The organism is Nostoc sp. C052 (assembly GCF_013393905.1).
GTDB lineage: Bacteria > Cyanobacteriota > Cyanobacteriia > Cyanobacteriales > Nostocaceae > Nostoc.
In genome coordinates this window covers 4,794,921-4,814,311 of the sequence record NZ_CP040272.1, presented here as the reverse complement: position 1 = coordinate 4,814,311, position 19,391 = coordinate 4,794,921, and the positions used below count along the sequence as shown (strand labels likewise).

The 19,391-nt window shown below is 42.2% G+C and carries 16 protein-coding genes; 9 read left to right on the top strand and 7 right to left on the bottom strand.

The features are described from left to right. Positions 1 to 89: 89 nt before the first annotated feature. Together FD723_RS19790 and FD723_RS19785 are read left to right on the top strand one after the other, a co-directional pair. Complete coding sequence (locus FD723_RS19790; RefSeq protein ID WP_179066865.1) at positions 90 to 998, top strand: alpha/beta hydrolase; 909 nt, start codon at positions 90 to 92, stop codon at positions 996 to 998. Between the two features lie 225 nt (positions 999 to 1,223). Beyond that, a complete protein-coding gene (locus FD723_RS19785) occupies positions 1,224 to 1,850 on the top strand; it encodes a PadR family transcriptional regulator (protein WP_179066864.1) in 627 nt (208 codons plus the stop codon). Between the two features lie 174 nt (positions 1,851 to 2,024). Here FD723_RS19785 and FD723_RS19780 read toward each other — a convergent pair whose 3' ends face one another. Then, on the bottom strand, positions 2,025 to 2,453 hold the full coding sequence (locus FD723_RS19780; RefSeq protein ID WP_179066863.1) for a hypothetical protein: 429 nt from the start codon (positions 2,451 to 2,453) through the stop codon (positions 2,025 to 2,027). Positions 2,454 to 2,815: 362 nt separating this feature from the next. Here FD723_RS19780 and psbQ point away from each other — a divergent pair, with 362 nt between their 5' ends. From psbQ to hemJ, 4 genes are all read left to right on the top strand, one after another. Beyond that, positions 2,816 to 3,277 carry a photosystem II protein PsbQ gene (gene psbQ, locus FD723_RS19775; RefSeq protein ID WP_179066862.1) on the top strand — a complete coding sequence of 154 codons (462 nt, stop codon included), beginning with the start codon at positions 2,816 to 2,818 and terminating at the stop codon, positions 3,275 to 3,277. A 106-nt stretch (positions 3,278 to 3,383) separates the two neighbouring features. Then, complete coding sequence (locus FD723_RS19770) at positions 3,384 to 4,490, top strand: FAD-binding oxidoreductase (protein WP_179066861.1); 1,107 nt, start codon at positions 3,384 to 3,386, stop codon at positions 4,488 to 4,490. Between the two features lie 102 nt (positions 4,491 to 4,592). Continuing rightward, positions 4,593 to 5,444 carry an alpha/beta fold hydrolase gene (locus FD723_RS19765; RefSeq protein WP_179066860.1) on the top strand — a complete coding sequence of 284 codons (852 nt, stop codon included), beginning with the start codon at positions 4,593 to 4,595 and terminating at the stop codon, positions 5,442 to 5,444. Positions 5,445 to 5,685: 241 nt separating this feature from the next. Further along, positions 5,686 to 6,267, top strand: a complete 582-nt coding sequence (gene hemJ, locus FD723_RS19760; protein WP_179066859.1) for a protoporphyrinogen oxidase HemJ — start codon at positions 5,686 to 5,688, stop codon at positions 6,265 to 6,267. A 334-nt stretch (positions 6,268 to 6,601) separates the two neighbouring features. On the opposite strand, the gene FD723_RS19755 is transcribed toward hemJ, so the two are convergent. Continuing rightward, on the bottom strand, positions 6,602 to 7,510 hold the full coding sequence (locus FD723_RS19755) for a peptidoglycan-binding protein (RefSeq protein WP_179066858.1): 909 nt from the start codon (positions 7,508 to 7,510) through the stop codon (positions 6,602 to 6,604). 269 nt (positions 7,511 to 7,779) lie between these two features. Between FD723_RS19755 and FD723_RS42915 the strand changes: the two genes are divergently transcribed. Beyond that, positions 7,780 to 7,905, top strand: coding sequence for a hypothetical protein (locus FD723_RS42915; protein ID WP_256874868.1), 126 nt, complete (start codon positions 7,780 to 7,782; stop codon positions 7,903 to 7,905). A 271-nt stretch (positions 7,906 to 8,176) separates the two neighbouring features. Here FD723_RS42915 and speB read toward each other — a convergent pair whose 3' ends face one another. After that, positions 8,177 to 9,220, bottom strand: coding sequence for an agmatinase SpeB (speB, locus tag FD723_RS19750; RefSeq protein WP_179066857.1), 1,044 nt, complete (start codon positions 9,218 to 9,220; stop codon positions 8,177 to 8,179). Positions 9,221 to 9,458: 238 nt separating this feature from the next. Here speB and FD723_RS19745 point away from each other — a divergent pair, with 238 nt between their 5' ends. Next, on the top strand, positions 9,459 to 10,826 hold the full coding sequence (locus FD723_RS19745) for an NAD(P)/FAD-dependent oxidoreductase (protein ID WP_179066856.1): 1,368 nt from the start codon (positions 9,459 to 9,461) through the stop codon (positions 10,824 to 10,826). A gap of 114 nt (positions 10,827 to 10,940) precedes the next feature. Continuing rightward, positions 10,941 to 16,337 (top strand): translocation/assembly module TamB domain-containing protein, encoded by a 5,397-nt coding sequence (locus FD723_RS19740; protein WP_179066855.1) that lies wholly within the window; start codon positions 10,941 to 10,943, stop codon positions 16,335 to 16,337. Positions 16,338 to 16,454: 117 nt separating this feature from the next. Here FD723_RS19740 and FD723_RS19735 read toward each other — a convergent pair whose 3' ends face one another. The 4 genes from FD723_RS19735 to FD723_RS19720 all read right to left on the bottom strand — a co-directional run bounded on the left by FD723_RS19735 (position 16,455) and on the right by FD723_RS19720 (position 19,368). After that, positions 16,455 to 17,177, bottom strand: a complete 723-nt coding sequence (locus FD723_RS19735; protein ID WP_179066854.1) for a dienelactone hydrolase family protein — start codon at positions 17,175 to 17,177, stop codon at positions 16,455 to 16,457. Positions 17,178 to 17,263: 86 nt separating this feature from the next. Next, entirely contained in the window at positions 17,264 to 18,178 is a 915-nt protein-coding gene (locus tag FD723_RS19730; RefSeq protein ID WP_179066853.1) for a helix-turn-helix domain-containing protein, read from the bottom strand. Between the two features lie 186 nt (positions 18,179 to 18,364). Then, positions 18,365 to 18,751 carry a DUF2358 domain-containing protein gene (locus FD723_RS19725; protein ID WP_179066852.1) on the bottom strand — a complete coding sequence of 129 codons (387 nt, stop codon included), beginning with the start codon at positions 18,749 to 18,751 and terminating at the stop codon, positions 18,365 to 18,367. Between the two features lie 53 nt (positions 18,752 to 18,804). Next, positions 18,805 to 19,368, bottom strand: a complete 564-nt coding sequence (locus FD723_RS19720) for a hypothetical protein (RefSeq protein WP_179066851.1) — start codon at positions 19,366 to 19,368, stop codon at positions 18,805 to 18,807. Positions 19,369 to 19,391: the final 23 nt, after the last annotated feature.

Below are 19,391 nucleotides of genomic sequence, written 5' to 3'. Positions count from 1 at the left end.
GCTTAATCCCGCATTTTAAAATGCTAGTGTGCCTTAAAGTAAGTATTTTTATTGTTATAATACATACCTTAAAAGTTAAAATCCAGGGTATGAAAATTAACAGTCTGCAATTTATAATACAAGTATTTTCCCAGAGGCTACTCTGGGCTGGGATAATTGCAGCGTTCGCCTACTGTGTTATCTGTCTAGTTCTTTTTATTGGGCAACCTCGGTTTATTTTCTTTCCCTCTGCTGTTATTGAAAAGACACCAGAGTTTTTTAATCTTGCTTACAAAGAGGTTTGGTTGGCTGTACCTGGTAAAACAGGCCAGGTAGAACACATCCACGGTTGGTGGATAAAAGCCAAGCAACCCAATGCCAAGGTGTTGCTATACTTACACGGAAATGGTATCAATATTGGCGCAAATATAACTCATGCTAACAGGTTTCATCAGCTAGGGTTTTCGGTATTACTGATTGATTATCGGGGTTATGGTCGCAGTGAAGGCAGCTTTCCTAATGAAAAGCAGGTTTATGAAGATGCAGCTACAGCTTGGAATTACTTGGTACAGCAACAAGAGATTCTACCCAGCCAAATTTTTATTTATGGACATTCTCTAGGGGGTGCAATAGCCCTCGATTTGGCAGTCAAACACCCACAAGCTGCTGGTTTAATCGTAGAAAGCTCTTTTACATCCATCCGCGATTTAATCACTTATCGAAATATGTTTTGGATGTTTCCGGTGGATTTAATCTTGACACAGCGGTTTGAATCCATTAAAAAATTGCCAAATTTAAAAATGCCAGTTTTATTCATTCATGGCGCTGCTGATTCGACTGTACCCTCTTTTATGAGCGAAAAACTTTATGCTACTGCACCCGAACCAAAGCAACTATTGTTGGTTCCAGGAGCAGATCACAACAATACCGCAGTAGTTGCTGGTTCACAATATTTGCAGTTGGTAGAGTCTTTTGTCCAACAAGTACAGACTCCTCGCTATTTGAACAGCTTCGACTAGCTTGGCTATTCTTTACGGTGTTGGCAGGGTTGCTTGTACCAATTTTGGATTTTAGATTTTGGATTGGGAATTGCCTTGGTGCGTCTGGCTTGGCGTGAATTTATCTGTTGCAATCATTTTTCAAATCGATATTACTTCACAAATCTCCATCAAAATTCTATTCCGATATATCGCGATATATTCCGATATATCGTATATTAGAGAAAGTTGATTAGAGATTTACTTATGTTTAGACACTTTCGGTCACGTTTTGGCGCACCTGCATGGGCAGGAGTTAGCGAAGAGGACTCATTGCTTGTCAGGTCTTGGTTTGGCCATGACAAGCATCATGGCAGACATCATGAGAAACACTTTGGTCATGAAATGTTTGGTCGTGGTTGGGGAGATGAACACCGGACTCGTCGGGGTGACATCAAGTTCATTCTGCTGGAATTGTTATCCGAGCATCCTAGTCATGGTTACGATCTGATTAAAGAAATGGAAACTCGTTATGGTGGTTTCCGTCGTCTCAGTCCTGGCTCAGTGTATCCAACACTCCAATTACTGGAGGAAGGTGGTTATCTCAAGAGCGCACAGGAAGGCGGTAAGCGGATTTACACGATTACGGATGAGGGTAGACAATTATTAGCAGAACGTACCCGGCAAGAACCTTCAGACTCTCCTTGGGATACCTTCAAAGGTTTCGTTACAGGTAAGCCCCAAGAGTTTATTGAGTTGCGGAATGCCGCCACAGAATTAGCTGCTGCTGTGGTGCAGGTTGCTCGTAGTGGCAATATAGAGCGGATAAATCGGGTGCGTGAGCTTTTAGAGCAAGTTAAACGGGAAATTTACGCGATTCTAGCTGAGAAATAAGTTAGAGAGACGCGATGAATTAGAGACGCGATAAATCAAAGACGCGATAAATCGCCGTCTCTACAAGGAATTTATCATTATTTCTTGACACGTCGCTTGGGGCATTGGGCATTGCTAACTTCTTCCCCATACCCTATGCCCAAAAACTCCATCCGGCAAGTGGCGTGGAGTTTTTTATTCACTTGGTTTATTAAAAACTTCTAAAATCTGTCGGCAAATCTGTTTGAGCTTATCCGCAATTTCACCAGAAGGCGAAGATGCACCGACAACATTCCAGTTTTCTACCGTAGAAAGTCGCCACGCTTCACCGCGATGATCGAATCCAGCTACCTCTATGCCGATCGCACGGCGGGAATTGTTGATCGGATCTTGATAAAATCGGATTTGAATTAAAATGCTACGACTTCGCCAAGATTTGCTAATACCAGGAAAGTGAAAGCCAATATCTATAGAATCTGGATCGACTAACTCCCTAGTTTCTGGATCATTCTTCCAGGGTTTGAGATCGGATTTGGCATCAGGAAACTCGAATTTGAACAAATTAACTACCGTAGCTATGTTGCTGGCGAGTTCAAGGTTCGTTGCCTGTTCAGCTGCGTTCACTAAAAAACACTCCTATATCGCGTCGGCATCTTCAAGGATGTGAAGACATAAAAACCGCCAGAAGGCTTATATGATTGGTGTTTCAGCTTATCAAGAGCTTTGAGATTTAGCAACTCTAAATCATATTTTCCTAACAATTTTCGTGACTAACAGAAGCCAAAAGTTGCTTCTGATTGGGACTGGTTAACACCTATTAAGTAATTGTACTTAAAAATTATTCAAAAGCAGATGGAACTCTGCCCTTTAGAGAAAATATCAAGATTTTGTGCAAAATCCTGAGTTGAGGAGAACGATAAATTATTGCGCTAGCGATCTAAAATGACACTGTGAATCGGTAAACCAAAAGCAATTAAGTTGAATATATGGTGCGTCAACGCTCGATTTTTTCGTTTTTTCTAGTATTATTGGCCACATTTCTGATTAGTTGTGGTGGCCCTGGTGTTGCGATCGCACCTCCAACTTACACAGCAGTACAACTGGAAAAAATTCAGGCTTATGTTCCTGAAATTCAGGCTGTGCGCGATCGCTCAGAAGAGTTGACAACTCTAATAAAACAAGGTGATTGGATCAATGTGCGTAACTTTATACATGGGCCCATAACAGAAGCAAAGCTGAATCTGACTTATGTCACTCCCAACCTTCTACCCAAAGACCAACCCACAGCACGTCAAATAACGCGAGATTTTTTTAAAGACCTGGTTAAACTCGATAAAGCTACTAGTGCTGGCAATCCTCTAGTTGCCTTGAACCAATCCCAGGCTGCTTTCGCAGACATTGACAAATTCCTCGACCTACTTCCTAAGACCAGCACAGAGGCAAGTTAAGCGCAATGTAAGATGCTCTAAAAAGATGAGGAAATAGGGAGAGTAAAAATTGCTCCCCCTGTTCCCTCATCTCTCGCATCTCTCCCATCTTGGCTTCAAAACAGCAATGAGTCATGTAGTTATTATCGGTTGTGGTGTAGTTGGGGCTGCGATCGCTTACGAATTGAGTCTAGTAAAAGGACTGAAAATCACAGTTTGCGATCGCCAACCACCAGCACAAGCTTCCACGGGCGCTGCACTTGGCGTTTTAATGGGCGCAATCAGCCAAAAAATCAAGGGTAAGGCTTGGCAGATGCGGCAAACTAGCATCCAACGCTATGAAACCTTGATTCCTGAACTAGAAGCTTTAACAAGCTGCAAAATTCCTTTTAATCGTCAGGGAATTCTCATGCTTTTATCTGATTCCTCCCTAGAGGAGATGTCAGTATGGGAAAAACTAGTAGAAATTCGCCATTCTCAAAGCTGGAATTTAGAAATTTGGGACACGGCTAAACTCCAGAATATCTGTCCTCAAATTAATAACGAAAAAATTACTGGTGCTGTCTATTCTCCCCAAGATCGCCAACTTGATCCAACTGCCCTGACATTAGCTTTAGTTGAGGCTGCCCAGCAAAATGGTGTAACTTTCAAATTTGGCGTAACTGTTTTGGATGCCCCAACCTCAACACCTGAATTTTGCCATCAACTTGAAACTACAGAAGGAAAAATAGCTGCTGATTGGTTTGTCATTGCAGCAGGGTTAGGTTCAACACCACTGACAGCAAAATTAAATCAGATAATTAATATCCGCCCCGTACTGGGGCAAGCGTTGCAAGTACGTGTAGGGCATCCATTAGGTAATCCCGACTTCCAGCCAGCGATAACGGGTAACGATGTCCATATTGTTCCTGTGGGTGGTGGAGATTATTGGATAGGCGCAACAGTGGAATTTCCCAGCAATGACGATGATATACCGCCCAATCAAGAACTTTTGGAATCTGTTAGAGAACAAGCGATCGCATTTTGTCCAGAGTTAGCCACAGCAACTATTCTCCGCACCTGGTCAGGCTTACGTCCCCGTCCTGAAGGACGCCCAGCCCCAGTTATTGGTAAGTTGCCAGGCTTTAGTAACGTCCTCCTAGCTACCGGACACTATCGCAATGGCGTTTTACTAGCACCCGCTACAGCTTATGCAATTCGTGAGATGATTATTTCTCAGGGAATGGGGGGATGAGGGAGCATGGGGAGGCAGGGGAAGCTGAGGAAGAAAGAATAACTAATGCTCAATGCCCAATGCCCCATGCCCAATTCCCAATGCCCAATATAGGAAAATAACGTGTCAATAACAGAACATAAAATCAATGTAGATTCACTGGAATGGTTTTATCGGGAATCTTTACCAATTGGCAGAAGTGACTTAGCGCCTGTGTTGCTGCTACATGGCTTAGTTTCACAAAGTTACAGCTGGCGTCATATTATACCTGCGTTGGCGAATCAGGGGACAAGAGCGATCGCCCCAGATTGGATTGGTTACGGCTTTTCTGCCAAACCAGAAAAACGAGATTTTGCTTACACTCCCGATGCTTTTATTACAGCTTTAGAAGGATTTATTAAAGCTTTAGAACTTGAACATTTTTCGTTAGTTGTCCAAGGCTTTTTAGGTTCTGTAGGGCTACAATATGCCTTGCGTCATCCAGACCAAATTGCTAATTTAGCTATTTTAAATACACCAATTTCAACTGCTGCCAAATTACCCTGGAAAATTAAACAAATGGGTTTACCTTTGGCTGGTGAAATAATGACCCAAGACCCTCTATTAGTTGACCGGACGCTAGAAGGTGGAAGCCGTTATCGCATAGGAGATAAAGATTTAGATGTTTATCGAAAACCATTTTTAACTGCTTCTTCATCTGGTAGAAGTCTCTTGTCAAGTATTCGCAACTTACAACTTGATTCCGCTATGACAGAAATACAATCTGGCTTTAAAGAATGGCAACAACCAATTCTGATTCAATGGGGTATGATTGACCCTTGGCTACCTGTAGACATTGCCGAAAACTTTGCCAATTCCGTACCAAATACCGAATTAATAAAACTTAATAACGTCGGACATTATCCTCAAGAACACTATCACGAAACAATTTTGGAAGACCTTTTACCCTTTGTGCGTCGTAAAGATGATCGTTGAGAATATAGCTTTGGCAAAAATCGATATTATAAAAATGAATGTCAGAATTCAGGAGTCAGAATTCAGAATCAATTAGTGGAGGATGCAAAATCATCACTGTAGTCCACTAAATGAAAGATTAAGTGGCAGAATTCAAATGTTATTTATTGTTAAAATTCCATCTTTATCACGGGTGGAATATTCTGAATTCTGGCTCCTGACTACTTTTTATTACCATTACAAGTAAAGGAGATTATGATTCATGGCTTATTCCTGGTTTAAAGCTTTTCATATTGTCGGATTTGTAGTTTGGTTTGCTGGTTTATTCTACTTAGTACGTCTTTTTATATATCACGTTGAAGCTAACCTTGAACCGGAACCAGCACAAACGATACTGAAAAATCAGTATCAAATTATGGAAAAGCGCCTTTACTATATCATCACTAACCCAGGAATGTACGTGACGATCGCAATGGCCATCGGTTTAGTAAGCACTGAACCGGATATTTTAAAAGAGGGTTGGTTGCACATCAAACTGCTGTTTGTGGCTATTTTAGTTGGCTATCATCATTACTGCGCTCGGCTGATGAAGAAATTAGCAGTAGATGAGTGTCGTTGGAGTGGTCAGCAATTACGTGCTTTAAATGAAGCACCTACAGTTATGTTAGTAGCGATCGTCCTGCTGGCTGTGTTTAAAAATAATCTACCGACAGATATCGCTGCCTGGGCTATTTTCGCCATGATTATTTTAATGGCAGTCACTATTCAACTTTACGCCAAAAAACGCAGGCAAGATAAAGAGAAACTGACGGCACAAATAGGGCAACCACAAGAACAAGGTTAGACAAAATTACTTCTCACAGTAGAGGTTCACAGTTGTGCATTGGTATCAACTTAACGTGAAACGGGCGGTTAGAAACCGCGTCTATACAAATAAAACCCACCTCCGTGGGTTTCAAAACCTTAATTTGACTTTGCCTCGTTCCCAGTCTCCGACTGGGAATGCTCGTCGTTGAGGCTCCGCCTCTCGAACTCGCGGCAGAGCCGCTTTTGAGTTGCATTTCCAGCCAGAGGCTAGAAACGAAAAGGGTTTTAGCTTAAGTTGACACCAATGACAGTTGTGCATCCAGAACACAAATTGCATCACAACAAAAACCGCTACCCATTACCCATTGTTTCTATCCTGGAAACGTTTTCAGTAAATCATCCCCAGGAATCACGCTAGTGTAGAAAGTATATTTGCCATTAGCGACATAACGACGGTCTTGTTTAATAATCGCCATAAACTCTCTATGTCCCTCACGAGTACGTCCGACTAAACAACCCGCACTGGCACGACGAATATCACTCCGGGGAAAATCAAAGCCGTAGTGTTGATTCACGTAAAAATTATCACCTGTATCAAGCTTGTCGCCAGTGCGTTTAAAATCCTTGTTCAAATCTCTACAGACAGTGATATCTCCAACTTGCACTAATGCTTCGTGAGGTTCTGCTGTGCCGTGAGTACCAACAGCCCAAGCTTTATATTGTCCAAACTGAATCCTAGCTGCTCCTTTGGGATTCATCGGATTATCAGTGTAGTACTTGCCTGGTTCTGTAGTGGCTTCCCAGTGATCTACGATTTTGGGAACACCATTTACGACTTCAATAACAATCCGCCGGTCGTTAAATTCATTGGGTGCATCACTATTGAGAGTCCAGTCTCCATTTATACCTTCTATATAAACAATATTGTATTCTTTGGGATTGGTGAATACCTGGTAATCTTTAGATTGCAAGTATTTCACAATCCTGCTAGCAATGTCATTACCAAGTTTTAAGGGGGGTTTAGGAAGATCGTCTAGTTTAGTTTCAATCAGTTCTTTGGCTGTGACTGCTCCTACAAAGTCACTCTCTCCAGTCTTTGTTAATTCTTGAAACTTTTTGAGAGCTATCACAGAAACAGGGCCAAACTTCCCATCGGCTGGGGGTTCCAGCAAACCTAAACCAATTAACAATACCTGAATCTGACGAGATAAGTCTGCATCTTCAGCGATCGCCTCGAATCCCCATTTATCCTCTTTTCCCAAAAAATCTTGTAGTTTCATATTGCACCTGTTTGATTTACTTATGGGTAAGTATAAACATCACGACAATCATTGATGATGTCTGAAATTATACTCTTGACCAAAATTCTCTGCCAAAATTTTTATATTACTTTATGATTTAACATCAAATAAATGCCTTTTGTCAGTAATTTTACTTGCAGCAGTTTTCATGTATTTTAACCACATCTGTCGTAAGGGTACAGCATTGCTCATTGGTGTCAACTTAAGCTGAACTCCTTTAAAACCTCGTTTCCAGCCGGAGGCTGGAAATGCAACTCAAAAGCGGCTCTGCCGCCAGTAAGGGAGGCGGAGCCTCTAAGACAGCATTCCCAGTCGGAGACTGGGAACGAGACAACGAGACAACGAGACAACGAGACAAAGGTGACAATATCTAAAAGCTGGTTCTAGGCTATTTTCACGTTAAGTTGACACCAATGAGCATTGCTGTGCCCCTACTGTGTGGTCTATTTACCTGAAAATAGCTGTAAAATAAATTTGATAATGAATATTAATTTAAAACCAAGCCGAATTGTGGGCGAAAACAAATTCAAACATTATCACCTTAAAAGTCTAAGCTGTTCCATATTTAAATTGCATCAATTGGGCGGGCAAGATGCCCACCCCACAAGAGTTAGGTTTAATTTGATTATCGAATAGAATTCTTCTTCAAATCTTCCGCTGAGATAAATCCATCAAATTTGCTAGCTTGTAAACTATCCGCGCTCCAACATTACCATCCCATTCAGCATCACCGACTTCGCAGATATCAAAGCCAATAATTTTTCTCCCACTATTGACCAATTCCCGAAACAGACAAAAAGTTTGCTCTAATTCTAATCCACCTGGAACAGGAGTACCTGTACTTGGGCAGAGTTTTGGATCTAGACCATCGACATCAAAGCTAATATAAACATACTCAGGTAAATGATTGACAATTTCTCGGCATAAATCAATCCAAGTTTGTCCAGAGTAAAGCTGTTGTTTGATGGCTGGGTCGTAATAAGCGATAATGCGATCGCTAGATTGGTCAATCATTTGCACTTCATCATGACTAATATCACGCAAACCCACCTGCACCAGCTTGGAAATTTGCGGTATTTTCATCGCATTAAACATAATCGACGCATGAGAAAACTCAAATCCCTCATAAGCATCGCGTAAATCTGCGTGGGCATCAATATGTAAAATGCCATAGTTGGCGTAGTTAGCCGCCAATGCTTGGAAATAACCTAAAGGCGAACTGTGATCTCCACCAATGACTGCAACTTGCTTACCATTATTAATTGCTTCTTGACAATTTTTAAACAGCCATTGATTAACTTGTTGACTAGCCTGATTAATTTCTGTCAAGACAGGTATTAAATCTGGCATATCAGAAAGTGACTTCCCTTGAGCTAATCGCTCAATAATTTTTGCTGCTAAGGTGCGGTAGTATGTATTCTTCTCTAAAATATCCTGGGGAATTTCCACCATGAAAATTCCTTGCTTCCAACCATCAGGGTTATCAAAATCGAACAAATCCAGTTGAGTTGAAGCATCTAGAATTCGCTGTGGGCCATTAGCAGTACCAGCACCGTATGAAACAGTGACTTCCCAAGGCACACCAAAGACAATCAAGTTTGCAGACTCATAATCGCAGGGTAAACCTAAGAGGTTGCCATTTATTTCACCTACGCCGCTGGGATTGTAGTCTTTTAATTGATTACTCATTTTTTTATTACTGAATCGGTATTCTAGTAGTCTGTCCCATTAAATATAATGGGTGAACTCATTCTTAACTTTTCTTCCTTTGCGCTCTTTGCGTCCTTCTTGCTTCTCCGTAGGAGTATGCGGTTCGTTCTTTTATCCCTCAAAATTAATGGGACAGACTACTAAGGTCAAGTTTTTTGAGTTTTCACGTATAACATCCTAGCAAATTCCTGATTTTACAAGACTCTGGAGATATTTTATGAACAGCCCAGTTTACCAAACTGTGATTGTCGGTGGTGGCTTCACCGGCTTATTTACCGCCTTAAACCTAGCTCACGAACATTATCCTCGCTCTGTAATTTTGATCGATCAAAATGAGCGCTTTTGTTTTAAGCCGTTACTCTACGAATATTTCAGTAGCGAGATGGATGCTTTTCAAGTAGTACCGCGTTTTTCGGAATTGCTTAAAGGTAGTGGAGTCATCTTTGTTCAAGATGCAGTGGAATCTATAGACTTACATCAAAAACAAGTCAAATTAGCTTCGGGAGACTCCTACAACTACAGTAATTTAGTATTAGCTTTGGGTAGTGTTACTGGTTATCATCATCTTGAAGGTGCTAAAGAATATGCTTTTCCATTTTGGACAGAAGCCGATGCGATCGCTCTTGACCAACATTTAGGCGACTGTTTGCAAAAAGCAATCCAAACTGAAGATATAGAACAACGTCGTCAACTGTTAACAGTAGTAATCGTTGGTGGTGGTGCAAGTGGTATAGAAATGGCAGCTACACTAGCTGATTTAGTGCCACATTGGTATACCGCTTTGGGAGGAAATTCTGATGAAATTCGAGTGGTACTGCTCAATCACGGTCAAGAAATCCTCAATGGTGATGTTAACGATCCTCTGCGCCCAATTGCTGAAAAAGAATTACAAAAACGCACGATTCCAATTGAAATTATCAGAGGTGCAGAAGCCACTAAGATTCGTGCTAACGCCATTGAATATAAGCACAATGAGCAAATTGAGACGTTGCCAACGAATACCACAATCTGGACAGCTGGTACTTCTATTCATCCACTAATTAAAGATTTACCAATTTCTCAAGAACATCGGGATCGTCGCGATCGCCTCCTAGTTACTTCCACAATGCAACTACTGGACTTTCCAGAAGTCTTTGCCGGCGGGGATTGTGCAGCAGTTCCAGATAACTCACTACCGCCAACAGCCCAAGTTGCTTATCAACAAGGAGCCAATATTGCCCAAAATTTGAAAGCGATCGCTTTCGGCGAAGAACTCAAACCAGCAAAGGTAAATATCCGTGGAACTCTCTTAAAATTGGGGTTAAATAATGCTGCTGCTAACCTTTTCAATGTTTTTGAAGTTGCAGGCGAATCAGGGCATTTAATCCGCCAAGGCACTTATTTAACGCTATTACCGACACCAATTCATGATTTCAAAGCTGCTAGTGAATGGTTAGATGAAGAGATTTTTCACCGTCACCTTGACCCCCATGATGTGGGCAAAAAACTTGTCCAAGCAGTGGAAGTAGTTGGCGCAGGAGTTATGGGCGTTTTAGCTGCCAGAAAACTACTAAAAATGCTGGGGAATAAAAGTAGTGTAACCTAAGGTTGTTGCGTAAGTCCTAATATTGTGAAACCATAGCTTGTGACTTGCTAATACAACTGCAACTAGCCTATTTCTAGCCTCACCTAGAAAAAAGTACTGGTACTGGTAACAATCATGACGCGATCTCCAAATTCAGGAAACAATCAGGAACCATCTAATCCTCGTCTGTGGCTCCTGCTTTTACGACGTACCAGTTTAGCTGTAGGTGGGGTTTTGCTAGTTGGAATTATAGTTGGTTTTTGGTGGGCAAGAAGTTATGTATATAAAGATTTAGCCCCGTTAGTACAGCAAAATCTCCAACAATTGTTGGGTCGTCCAGTCAAAGTTGGGGAAGTTGAACGTTTTTCGCTAACTAGTCTGAGATTTAGCTCTCTATCGATACCAGCAACTCCCACCGATAAAGATCGGGTGTTAGTAAAAGCTTTAGAGGTGCAGTTCTCGCCATTGCAACTTCTCTTTACCCGAAAACTAGCATTAAATGTCACCTTAATTCAGCCTAATGTCTACATTCAACAGGATAAAGATAGTCGTTGGGTGACAACCCAAATTAAGGCTGGGGGAGGACAAGGCTTGATTCAAATTGAGTTGCAAACACTGCAAATTCAAGATGGCGATGTCGAGTTGATGCCATTCGCTGCACCGACGAAACCGAAAGGCTCAGTAATATTAGATCATGTTGGTGGTGTTGCCCGATTTTCAGACCAAAATCAAAGGATTGGTTATGACATCAATACTCAACTCACCAAGGGAGGCGCTGTTAAAATTGTTGGCGAAACCCAAATAAAAGCTCAACAAACTAACCTCCAACTACAAGCACAAAATTTACAAGCATCTGATATTACTCGATTAATTCAGTTACCGATCGCTTTGCAATCAGGATATTTAAATGCTGATTTAGGCGTTCAGATTCCACCAAAACTGTCAGACATCGCAATTACAGGAACAGCGACAGCTAATCAAATCACTGCCAAAATCCCCAATATTCCTCAGCAAATTTCTAATTTTAATGGGAGATTTCTATTTCAAGGTCAGACAGTTGCTTTAGATAATTTGAGTACGAACTTTGGCAAAGTTCCCATCCTGGCTAATGGAACAATTAATTCTCAAACAGGTTTTAATGTTGCCGCTCAGATCAAACCAGTTAGTGCGAAAAATATCTTAGATACTCTGAAAGTCAATTCGTCAGTCCCAGCTAGTGGCGAAATTCAAGCCAATATTCAGGTATTAGGTCTACTTCAGCAACCTGTCCTCACTGGTACAGTAAGCAATACCAAACCTATTCAAATTGACCGCCTTCAATTTAAAAGTATCAACACTGATTTCCGGTTGAATGTCTCTCAAACTGCATCTCAACTTGCTGTCTCCAATCTGAAAATAGTCCCCGCAGCTGGTGGTCAAATTATAGGTGGTGGTCAAGCTAATCTAGGAATCAAAGATAGAGTAATATTTAATGCTCAAGCTGATGGGATATCAGGAGATATACTAGCACGCAGCTATGGTGTGACTCTACCGATCGCAGTTGGCAATGTTTCTGCAAAAGCTCAAATTTCTGGCTCACTTAGCAAACAACCCTTGAACCTTAATGTTTCCAATGTTCGGGTAACACCAGCAGCCGGAGGGCAAATCACGGCTAATGGTCAAATTCAACTAGCTCCCCAAGGTCAAGTAGGTGTAAATATACTAGCTCAAGGTATCCCAGGAAATGCGATCGCTCAAGCTTATGGTATATCAACGCCAATTAATGTTGGTGGTATATCTGCGAACGCGAAAATTTCTGGTTCTCTGGGTACACCGTTAAACGTCAATATTTCTCGCGTTCAAGCAAATCCAGATGTGGGAGGGCAAGTTACAGCTAGCGGTCAAGTTCAGCTTGCACCCCAAGGTAGGGTAGCGTTGAATGTGCAAGCAAAAAATATACCAGGGGATGCGATCGCACAAGCCTACAATTCCTCACCCTCCATTACCATTGGGAATGTTTCAGCAAATGCCAATATTTCCGGTACTTTGAGCAACTTGCAAACAGTCGCACGAGTGCAAGCGCCCAACGCCACCTATCCCACAACCGGACGGGTTGTTGTTACCAAACAAGGAGAGAATATCCTTTTCCCCGATGCGGTTTTGAACGTCGCAGGCGGGACAATTCGAGCCAGAGGTGAAGTTGCTCAAGAACGTTGGCAAGGGGGTGTCCAAACTTCTCAAATTCAACTCAACCGGTTCTCACCACAACTACGAGGACGGCTCAATAGTAATATTCAGTTGGCAGGCACAACAAAATCTTTCCAGCTTGCTGATATTCGCGCCGCCGGACAAATCCGCCTATCCCAAGGGGTAGCGTTGCTGGCAAAACCGCTCACCGCTCAATTTCAGTGGAATGGACAGCAGATTATCGTTGAAAACGCAAGTACCCCAGGATTGAGTGCGAATGGTGCGATCGCTATTCAGTCTCCCCCAACTGGCGCACCTCAAATTGCCGGATTTGATTTAAATGTACTGGCGCAGAATTTCAACTTACAAAATACTGGCTTTAAAGTTCCTGGGGACGTAGCAATAGCAGGACGACTAGATTTTAATGGAAAAGTTACAGGTACTCCAGATGTACCGCAAGCTAAGGGGAATATCCGACTGCGGAATTTCAATGTCAGTAACTTGGCCTTTGACCGACTTTTAACTGGAAACGTGAATTTTCAAGGCGGACAAGGAGGAAGTCTGCGATTAGCTGGGAAACAAGATCGGATTGCGCTTAACTTAGGCGCAGATTATCGTCCCACTTCATTTTTAGTTAAACGCGATGAGGCAGTTACTACGGGTAGAACTGAGGGAGATAACTTGATAATCAACGCCCAACAGTTTCCCATCGCTCTGGTTGGCGGCTTTTTACCTAACAATCAATTGAAACCTTTGGCGGGACAATTATCGGGTAATTTAGTTGTCAATCTGAATAATTATGCCATTGCGGGGGATGTGGCGATCGCAGGGCCTCGTGTTGCCAGAGTTGCAGCCGATGAATTTCGCGGCAGGATTAATTATGCCGATGGTACTGCTAGCTTGGCTAATGGTCTATTGCGGATTGGCGATAGCAACATCGCTCTCAGTGGCAATGTGCAAGCAGGGAATGACCCAAAATTCCAATTCCAAGCTAATTTTGCTCAAGCCAAAATCCAGAGACTTTTACAAGCGTTTAATATCTTCGACTTTCAAGACCTTGGTAGCGGGTTGCAGCCTCCCACCTTAGCGGGAGCCGAAGCACTTAACACCGAGTCTATCAGTTTGCCCAATGCAGATTTGAAAACACAGCTAGCATACTTCTCGAATCTTACAGCAGCCAATGCCAAACAACAGCAAGTAGAAACAAAACAAACTCGATCTTTGCCTAGCCTTGCAGAATTAACAGGTGCTTTAAGCGGAGCAATTACAGCCAATGGCTCGTTAAAATCTGGGTTGAATGTCGGCTTTAATTTTCAAGGTGCAAACTGGCAATGGGGTGAATATTCCATCAATCAAGTAGTTGCTCAAGGCAATTTCGCCGATGGTATCGTCACACTTTCGCCCTTGAGTATTGGGATAAATCAAGGACTAGTGGCTTTTTCAGGACAGTTAGGAACTGAGCAACTATCTGGAAAGTTGAATGTAGCAAGTTTACCTCTATCACTTTTAGAACCTTTTATCGAAAAATATCCCATAGATATCACTGGTAATGTCAATGCTGATGCCACCATAGCGGGTAGTTTACAAGACCCTAGTGCAAAAGGCAAAGTAACTTTAGCTGATGCGACTCTTAACAAACAACCTGTGCAAACAGGAGAAGTGAACTTTGATTACAACAAAGCTCGTTTGAATTTTGATAGTACCCTGCTAGTGACAGGAACGCAGCCAGTCGCCATTACAGGTAGCGTACCGGCTCCCTTACCTTTTGCTGACGTGCAACCGGATAGCAATCAAATCAGCATCAACGCCAATGTGCAAAATGAAGGATTAGCACTATTAAATCTGTTGACTAACAATCAAGTTGCTTGGGTAGACGGTCAAGGAAAAGTAGATTTAAATATTCAAGGTACTTTAAACGAACCAATTATTAACGGAAATGCCACACTTAATAATGCTACCTTTCGCGCTCAAGCTTTATCCGATCCCCTCACGAATGTTACTGGAACAGCGCAATTTAATGGTAGTACGGTAAGCGTTGAAAATATCCAAGGTAATTATAATCAAGGACAGGTGACTGCATCAGGCATCCTGCCAATTTTTGATTCTCAGCAAGCCGCAGCGAATCCTCTAACAGTATCAATCGCAGACAAACTCAATTTTAAGCTTGCAGGATTGTATGAAGGTGGTGTCGGTGGTGATATCGTGATTCGGGGAACAGCGTTAAAACCTGTAATTGGTGGAGAGATTAAACTGAGTGATGGTCAGGTGATTATTGGAAACTCGGCTACTGCTAATAAAAAACCAGCAGCGACAGCAGAGGCTAATACTAACGTCATAAATCTAAATAGACAAGAGGTTAACCCTAACGCTACACCGACAGCAGAGAATAGCGCTAACCCAGTAGTTACAGCAGACGGAAGCGCTAACCCAGTGGCGACAGCAGGCGGAAGCACTAGCGCAGCAACTCCACCCAATCTACCGATAAAATTTGCAGATTTAAAGTTGATTTTAGACAAGGATATTCGTGTTACCACTCAGTCTTTACTAAGCTTTGTACCAGGAGGAGCCGCATTGAGTCAGCCCCTATTGAGCTTTGACGCTAAAGGCGATTTGACCATTAATGGTACATTAGCCAAGCCGCTTCCTGAAGGAGTCATTCGTTTGACAGGAGGAAGAGTCAGCTTATTTTCTACTGAGTTCACCTTAGCACGGGGCTACGAACAAACTGCGCGATTTATTCCAAGTCAAGGACTTGACCCGACTTTGGATGTCCGACTGACTGCAATTGTACCGGAAGCATCAGCAATAAACAGTCGAATTTTGGAATCACCACTGTCTGCGGAAGTCAGCGATGCTTCTGTAAACAACTTTGGAACTTTACGTACCGTTACCGTTCAAGCTACTGTAAACGGGCCAGCTAGTGAATTGGGCGACAATTTAGAATTAACGAGTCAACCTAGCCGTAGTAAAGGAGAAATAGTTGCTCTGCTGGGTGGCTCAATTCTCGGTTCTTTCGGTCAAACAGATGCAGGCCAAGGGCTGACTAATTTCGCTAGTTCTACCATTTTAGGTAGTTTACAAGGAACTATTACTGCGATCGGACAGGCTGTTGGTTTTAGTGAATTTCGGATATTTCCGACTCCATCTACCAATGAAACAACAAGAACTTCAGTTCTTAATTTATCAGCAGAAGGTGTGTTTAACATCAATAGAAATTTCTCTGCCTCTTTATCACGCGCTCTTTCTAGCGATGACTCTTTCCGTTACAACGTGCTTTATCGACTCAATGACGAAATTCTCATGCGAGGCTCAACTAATTTGGGGGATGAAAATCAATTTCAAGTTGAGTATGAAACCCTATTTTAGAGGATGTATGAGGAACGAACCGCAAAGGCGCAAAGGACACAAAGAAGAAAGAAAGTTTGGCGCAGTTTCACAAAGAAATGGTATCAGCGATTAAGCAGACTTGATATGACATAACTTTTAGTGTTCTCCTCGCAGGTGTCGATTAAAAAATCTTGTAAGTTGATGCCAAGCATCTTCCGCCGCCAAGGGATTGTAGTCGGATCGTTCGTGACAAAAGAAACCATGCCCCGCATCGGGATAAACTTTTAGGGTGTAGTCTTTGCCCAGTTCTTGAAACCGCGATTTTATTTGTTGAATGCGATCGCCTAAAATAAACTGATCAGTTCCACCAAAAAATAGATAGATAGGTACTGTAATATCTTTCACTGCATCAATCCACTCATCAGCAACCATACCGTAGAAGGGAGCCGCTGCGGCAATTTCCTTTGATAACTTACAAGCTGTGAAAAAGGTTAAACCGCCACCCAGACAGAATCCGGTTACGCCGATGCGATGGGGGTTCACTGCTGGGTGTGACTTTAAATAGGCTAATGCGGCTCGAATATCGTTTACCATTGGCTGGCCGAAATCCAAGCGCCACATCATGGCCATTGCCCGATCAACTTCGTCGTAGCCAAATTTGTTGTCGGGCAACTCGCGGTAATATAGATCGGGGATGATGACTACATATCCTTCATGAGCGATTCGGGCTGCTACATCTTGAATATGTGACGTTAAGCCAAATGCCTCCATCAGCAGTAGAATGGCAGACTGAGGCTCAGGATGAGTTGGTGTAAACAAAACAGCGGGCATCTGTCCATCTGGTGTGGAAATTAACACCTTGGTTTGTTCAATTGGCATTCTTCTTTCTCCGATAGAATCTGTTGTTAATAGCTTAAAAATTAGCAATTGAGGATTCTAGAAGAAAGTTGCGGGATTTTAGTATATTATTGCGATCGCTCTTGTCGGAGTTGTTTTGGTGTGACACCAACCTGGCGTTTAAAGCATTTAGTCAAATGGCTTTGATCGGAAAAACCTGTTTGCGTTGCAATATCCGCAATGCTCAGATTGCTGTGCTGTAACAAATGTTTTGCCTTTTCAATTCGGCGTTGTAGGATGTATTGGTGGGGTGTGATTCCCATCCGTTGCTTAAACAGACGTAGAAAATAGTAGGGACTAAGTTGTGCGATCGCACTCAATTCAATCAACTTCAAGTCTTGATAGAGATAGTCATGAATATAGTCTGTGATTTTTTGCAGCGTTCCTTGAGATAATCCATCTGAATAACTAGAAAGCTTTGGTTGCGTGCTGCAATAGTTCCGTAAAAGGTGAATTGCTAATGTTGTTTTGAGACTGTCAATCAGCAAATCACCGCCAATTTTACCTGACTCTAATTCATCTCTCAAACTCGAAAAAATTCCTTGAATTAGCACATCTTGCTGACTCATAAACCGAGGCGTGAGTTCAATTCTGCCACCAACAAAATCCTGACCCACCAGTTGGAGAAGTGCAGGTTCAATTGCCAAAACCATAAACTCAACTGAAGTATTCCAGTTACAGCGATGGGAAATCCCCGCCGGAATTATTGCAATATCTCCATCTCTGCGCCTTTCTGGCTCCAGCTTTCCATCTAACCATCGCTCTCCTGAAGCCATTTTGCGATCTTGTAGTTCTCCTGGTGAGGCAAGAAGCCCACAAGCAATGACATGCATCGTATGTTGATGTTCCGCGATTTCAAATTTTGGCTGTTGGTAAACTTCTAGATGCAGGTGACTCCACCCAGAACTTGAGAGAATAGAGGATTTCGGCAATAGTGAATTAGCAGCATTCTCTTGGCGATAATCAATAACTGGCACTTTCATTTTATTGAAGGAGGCAGGGGGAGCATTCGAGCTTGGATGTGGCTATTGTGGGGTGGGCATCTTGCCCGCCCTATGAACTGGGCGGGCAAGATGCCCACCCCACAGGAGTTAATTGGATATTTTTTTATATGGAAGTCCCTAATCGCCTGGGCTTTTCAAACAACCTCTTAAACCCTGGCTCGATAATCAACTTTTTGAAAGAAATAAATGTTGCTTTACCACATCTAGGCGCGAACAGTTCCAATAATCGATATGGGAGACAATCAAACCATCAGAATTAAGACCTAATTCACTCCAACCAGGAATAGAGATCCTTGGTTTCCAAGGGAGAGGAGTATTCCAACTGAGTGTCCACTCAGTTTTGATTGTGTCTCCTAAACGTTGAATATTATGTACATCCATCTTGGGATTTAAAAACCAAGTTTGGATAAAATTAATCATTTCTTTATAACGTTTAACACCACGAAATTTATTCAGCGGGTCTTGAAAATAAACGTCTGGAGCATAAATATTATAAGTTTGATTGACTGGGAATCTTTGATAGTCTTCTTTGAGGATTTCAATGATATCCATGAGAAATAAATATATCTGTAAATTGGTTTAATATGAAAACTGAAAAATGGAAATTAACCTTCATTCCATAAACGTTCTAACTGACGCCGCCAAGCACTTAGGACTTCTTCTCGCCCTTCTGAGGTTTGATTGATTTCGCCCATCATTCCTTCTGCGTAAAAGCGTTCTAAGCTTTGCATAGTCGCTTGCAGAGATTGCCCTTGCTGTTTTGCTGCCTGAATAATTTGCCGGATGCGGCTTTCAATTAGTCGATTAAAGACATTATCTAATCTGGCTTGATAGAGAGATGCAAGTCGGTTAATTGCATTGGACAAATCTGCACTGACTAAAGTGCTACTGTGATGTTGAAACACCCCCCAAATTACCCCTTCATACAAAGCGTAACGTACTTCTTGAGTGTCATCGAAGTTAGCTTCTAGAAACTGTTCTAAAAATGGCTGGGCTTCTTGGATGGGCGCAATAGGCAGTAAAACTCGCAGCCAAGTATTATCTTCGGAAAGCAGCACTAACAGCCGAAAAGTAGGAGTGTCTACTTGCCACGATCCAGGAGCAATGACTAGAACAGCCGATGTACCAAATAATTCTGTGAGCGTAGCCGCAATTTCTTCAGGTGTCATAACCCTTTATTTATATATAGCCT

What these genes read in the sequence shown, in the direction of transcription:
- FD723_RS19725 (WP_179066852.1), bottom strand. Translation starts at nt 18,751, where the DNA reads ATGGATATCATTGAAATCCTCAAAGAAGACTATCAAAGATTCCCAGTC.
- psbQ (WP_179066862.1), top strand. Translation starts at nt 2,816, where the DNA reads ATGGTGCGTCAACGCTCGATTTTTTCGTTTTTTCTAGTATTATTGGCC.
- FD723_RS42915 (WP_256874868.1), top strand. Translation starts at nt 7,780, where the DNA reads ATGCAACTCAAAAGCGGCTCTGCCGCCAGTAAGGGAGGCGGAGCCTCT.
- FD723_RS19770 (WP_179066861.1), top strand. Translation starts at nt 3,384, where the DNA reads ATGAGTCATGTAGTTATTATCGGTTGTGGTGTAGTTGGGGCTGCGATC.
- FD723_RS19730 (WP_179066853.1), bottom strand. Translation starts at nt 18,178, where the DNA reads ATGAAAGTGCCAGTTATTGATTATCGCCAAGAGAATGCTGCTAATTCA.
- FD723_RS19735 (WP_179066854.1), bottom strand. Translation starts at nt 17,177, where the DNA reads ATGCCAATTGAACAAACCAAGGTGTTAATTTCCACACCAGATGGACAG.
- hemJ (WP_179066859.1), top strand. Translation starts at nt 5,686, where the DNA reads ATGGCTTATTCCTGGTTTAAAGCTTTTCATATTGTCGGATTTGTAGTT.
- FD723_RS19740 (WP_179066855.1), top strand. Translation starts at nt 10,941, where the DNA reads ATGACGCGATCTCCAAATTCAGGAAACAATCAGGAACCATCTAATCCT.
- speB (WP_179066857.1), bottom strand. Translation starts at nt 9,220, where the DNA reads ATGAGTAATCAATTAAAAGACTACAATCCCAGCGGCGTAGGTGAAATA.
- FD723_RS19720 (WP_179066851.1), bottom strand. Translation starts at nt 19,368, where the DNA reads ATGACACCTGAAGAAATTGCGGCTACGCTCACAGAATTATTTGGTACA.
- FD723_RS19755 (WP_179066858.1), bottom strand. Translation starts at nt 7,510, where the DNA reads ATGAAACTACAAGATTTTTTGGGAAAAGAGGATAAATGGGGATTCGAG.
- FD723_RS19745 (WP_179066856.1), top strand. Translation starts at nt 9,459, where the DNA reads ATGAACAGCCCAGTTTACCAAACTGTGATTGTCGGTGGTGGCTTCACC.
- FD723_RS19790 (WP_179066865.1), top strand. Translation starts at nt 90, where the DNA reads ATGAAAATTAACAGTCTGCAATTTATAATACAAGTATTTTCCCAGAGG.
- FD723_RS19785 (WP_179066864.1), top strand. Translation starts at nt 1,224, where the DNA reads ATGTTTAGACACTTTCGGTCACGTTTTGGCGCACCTGCATGGGCAGGA.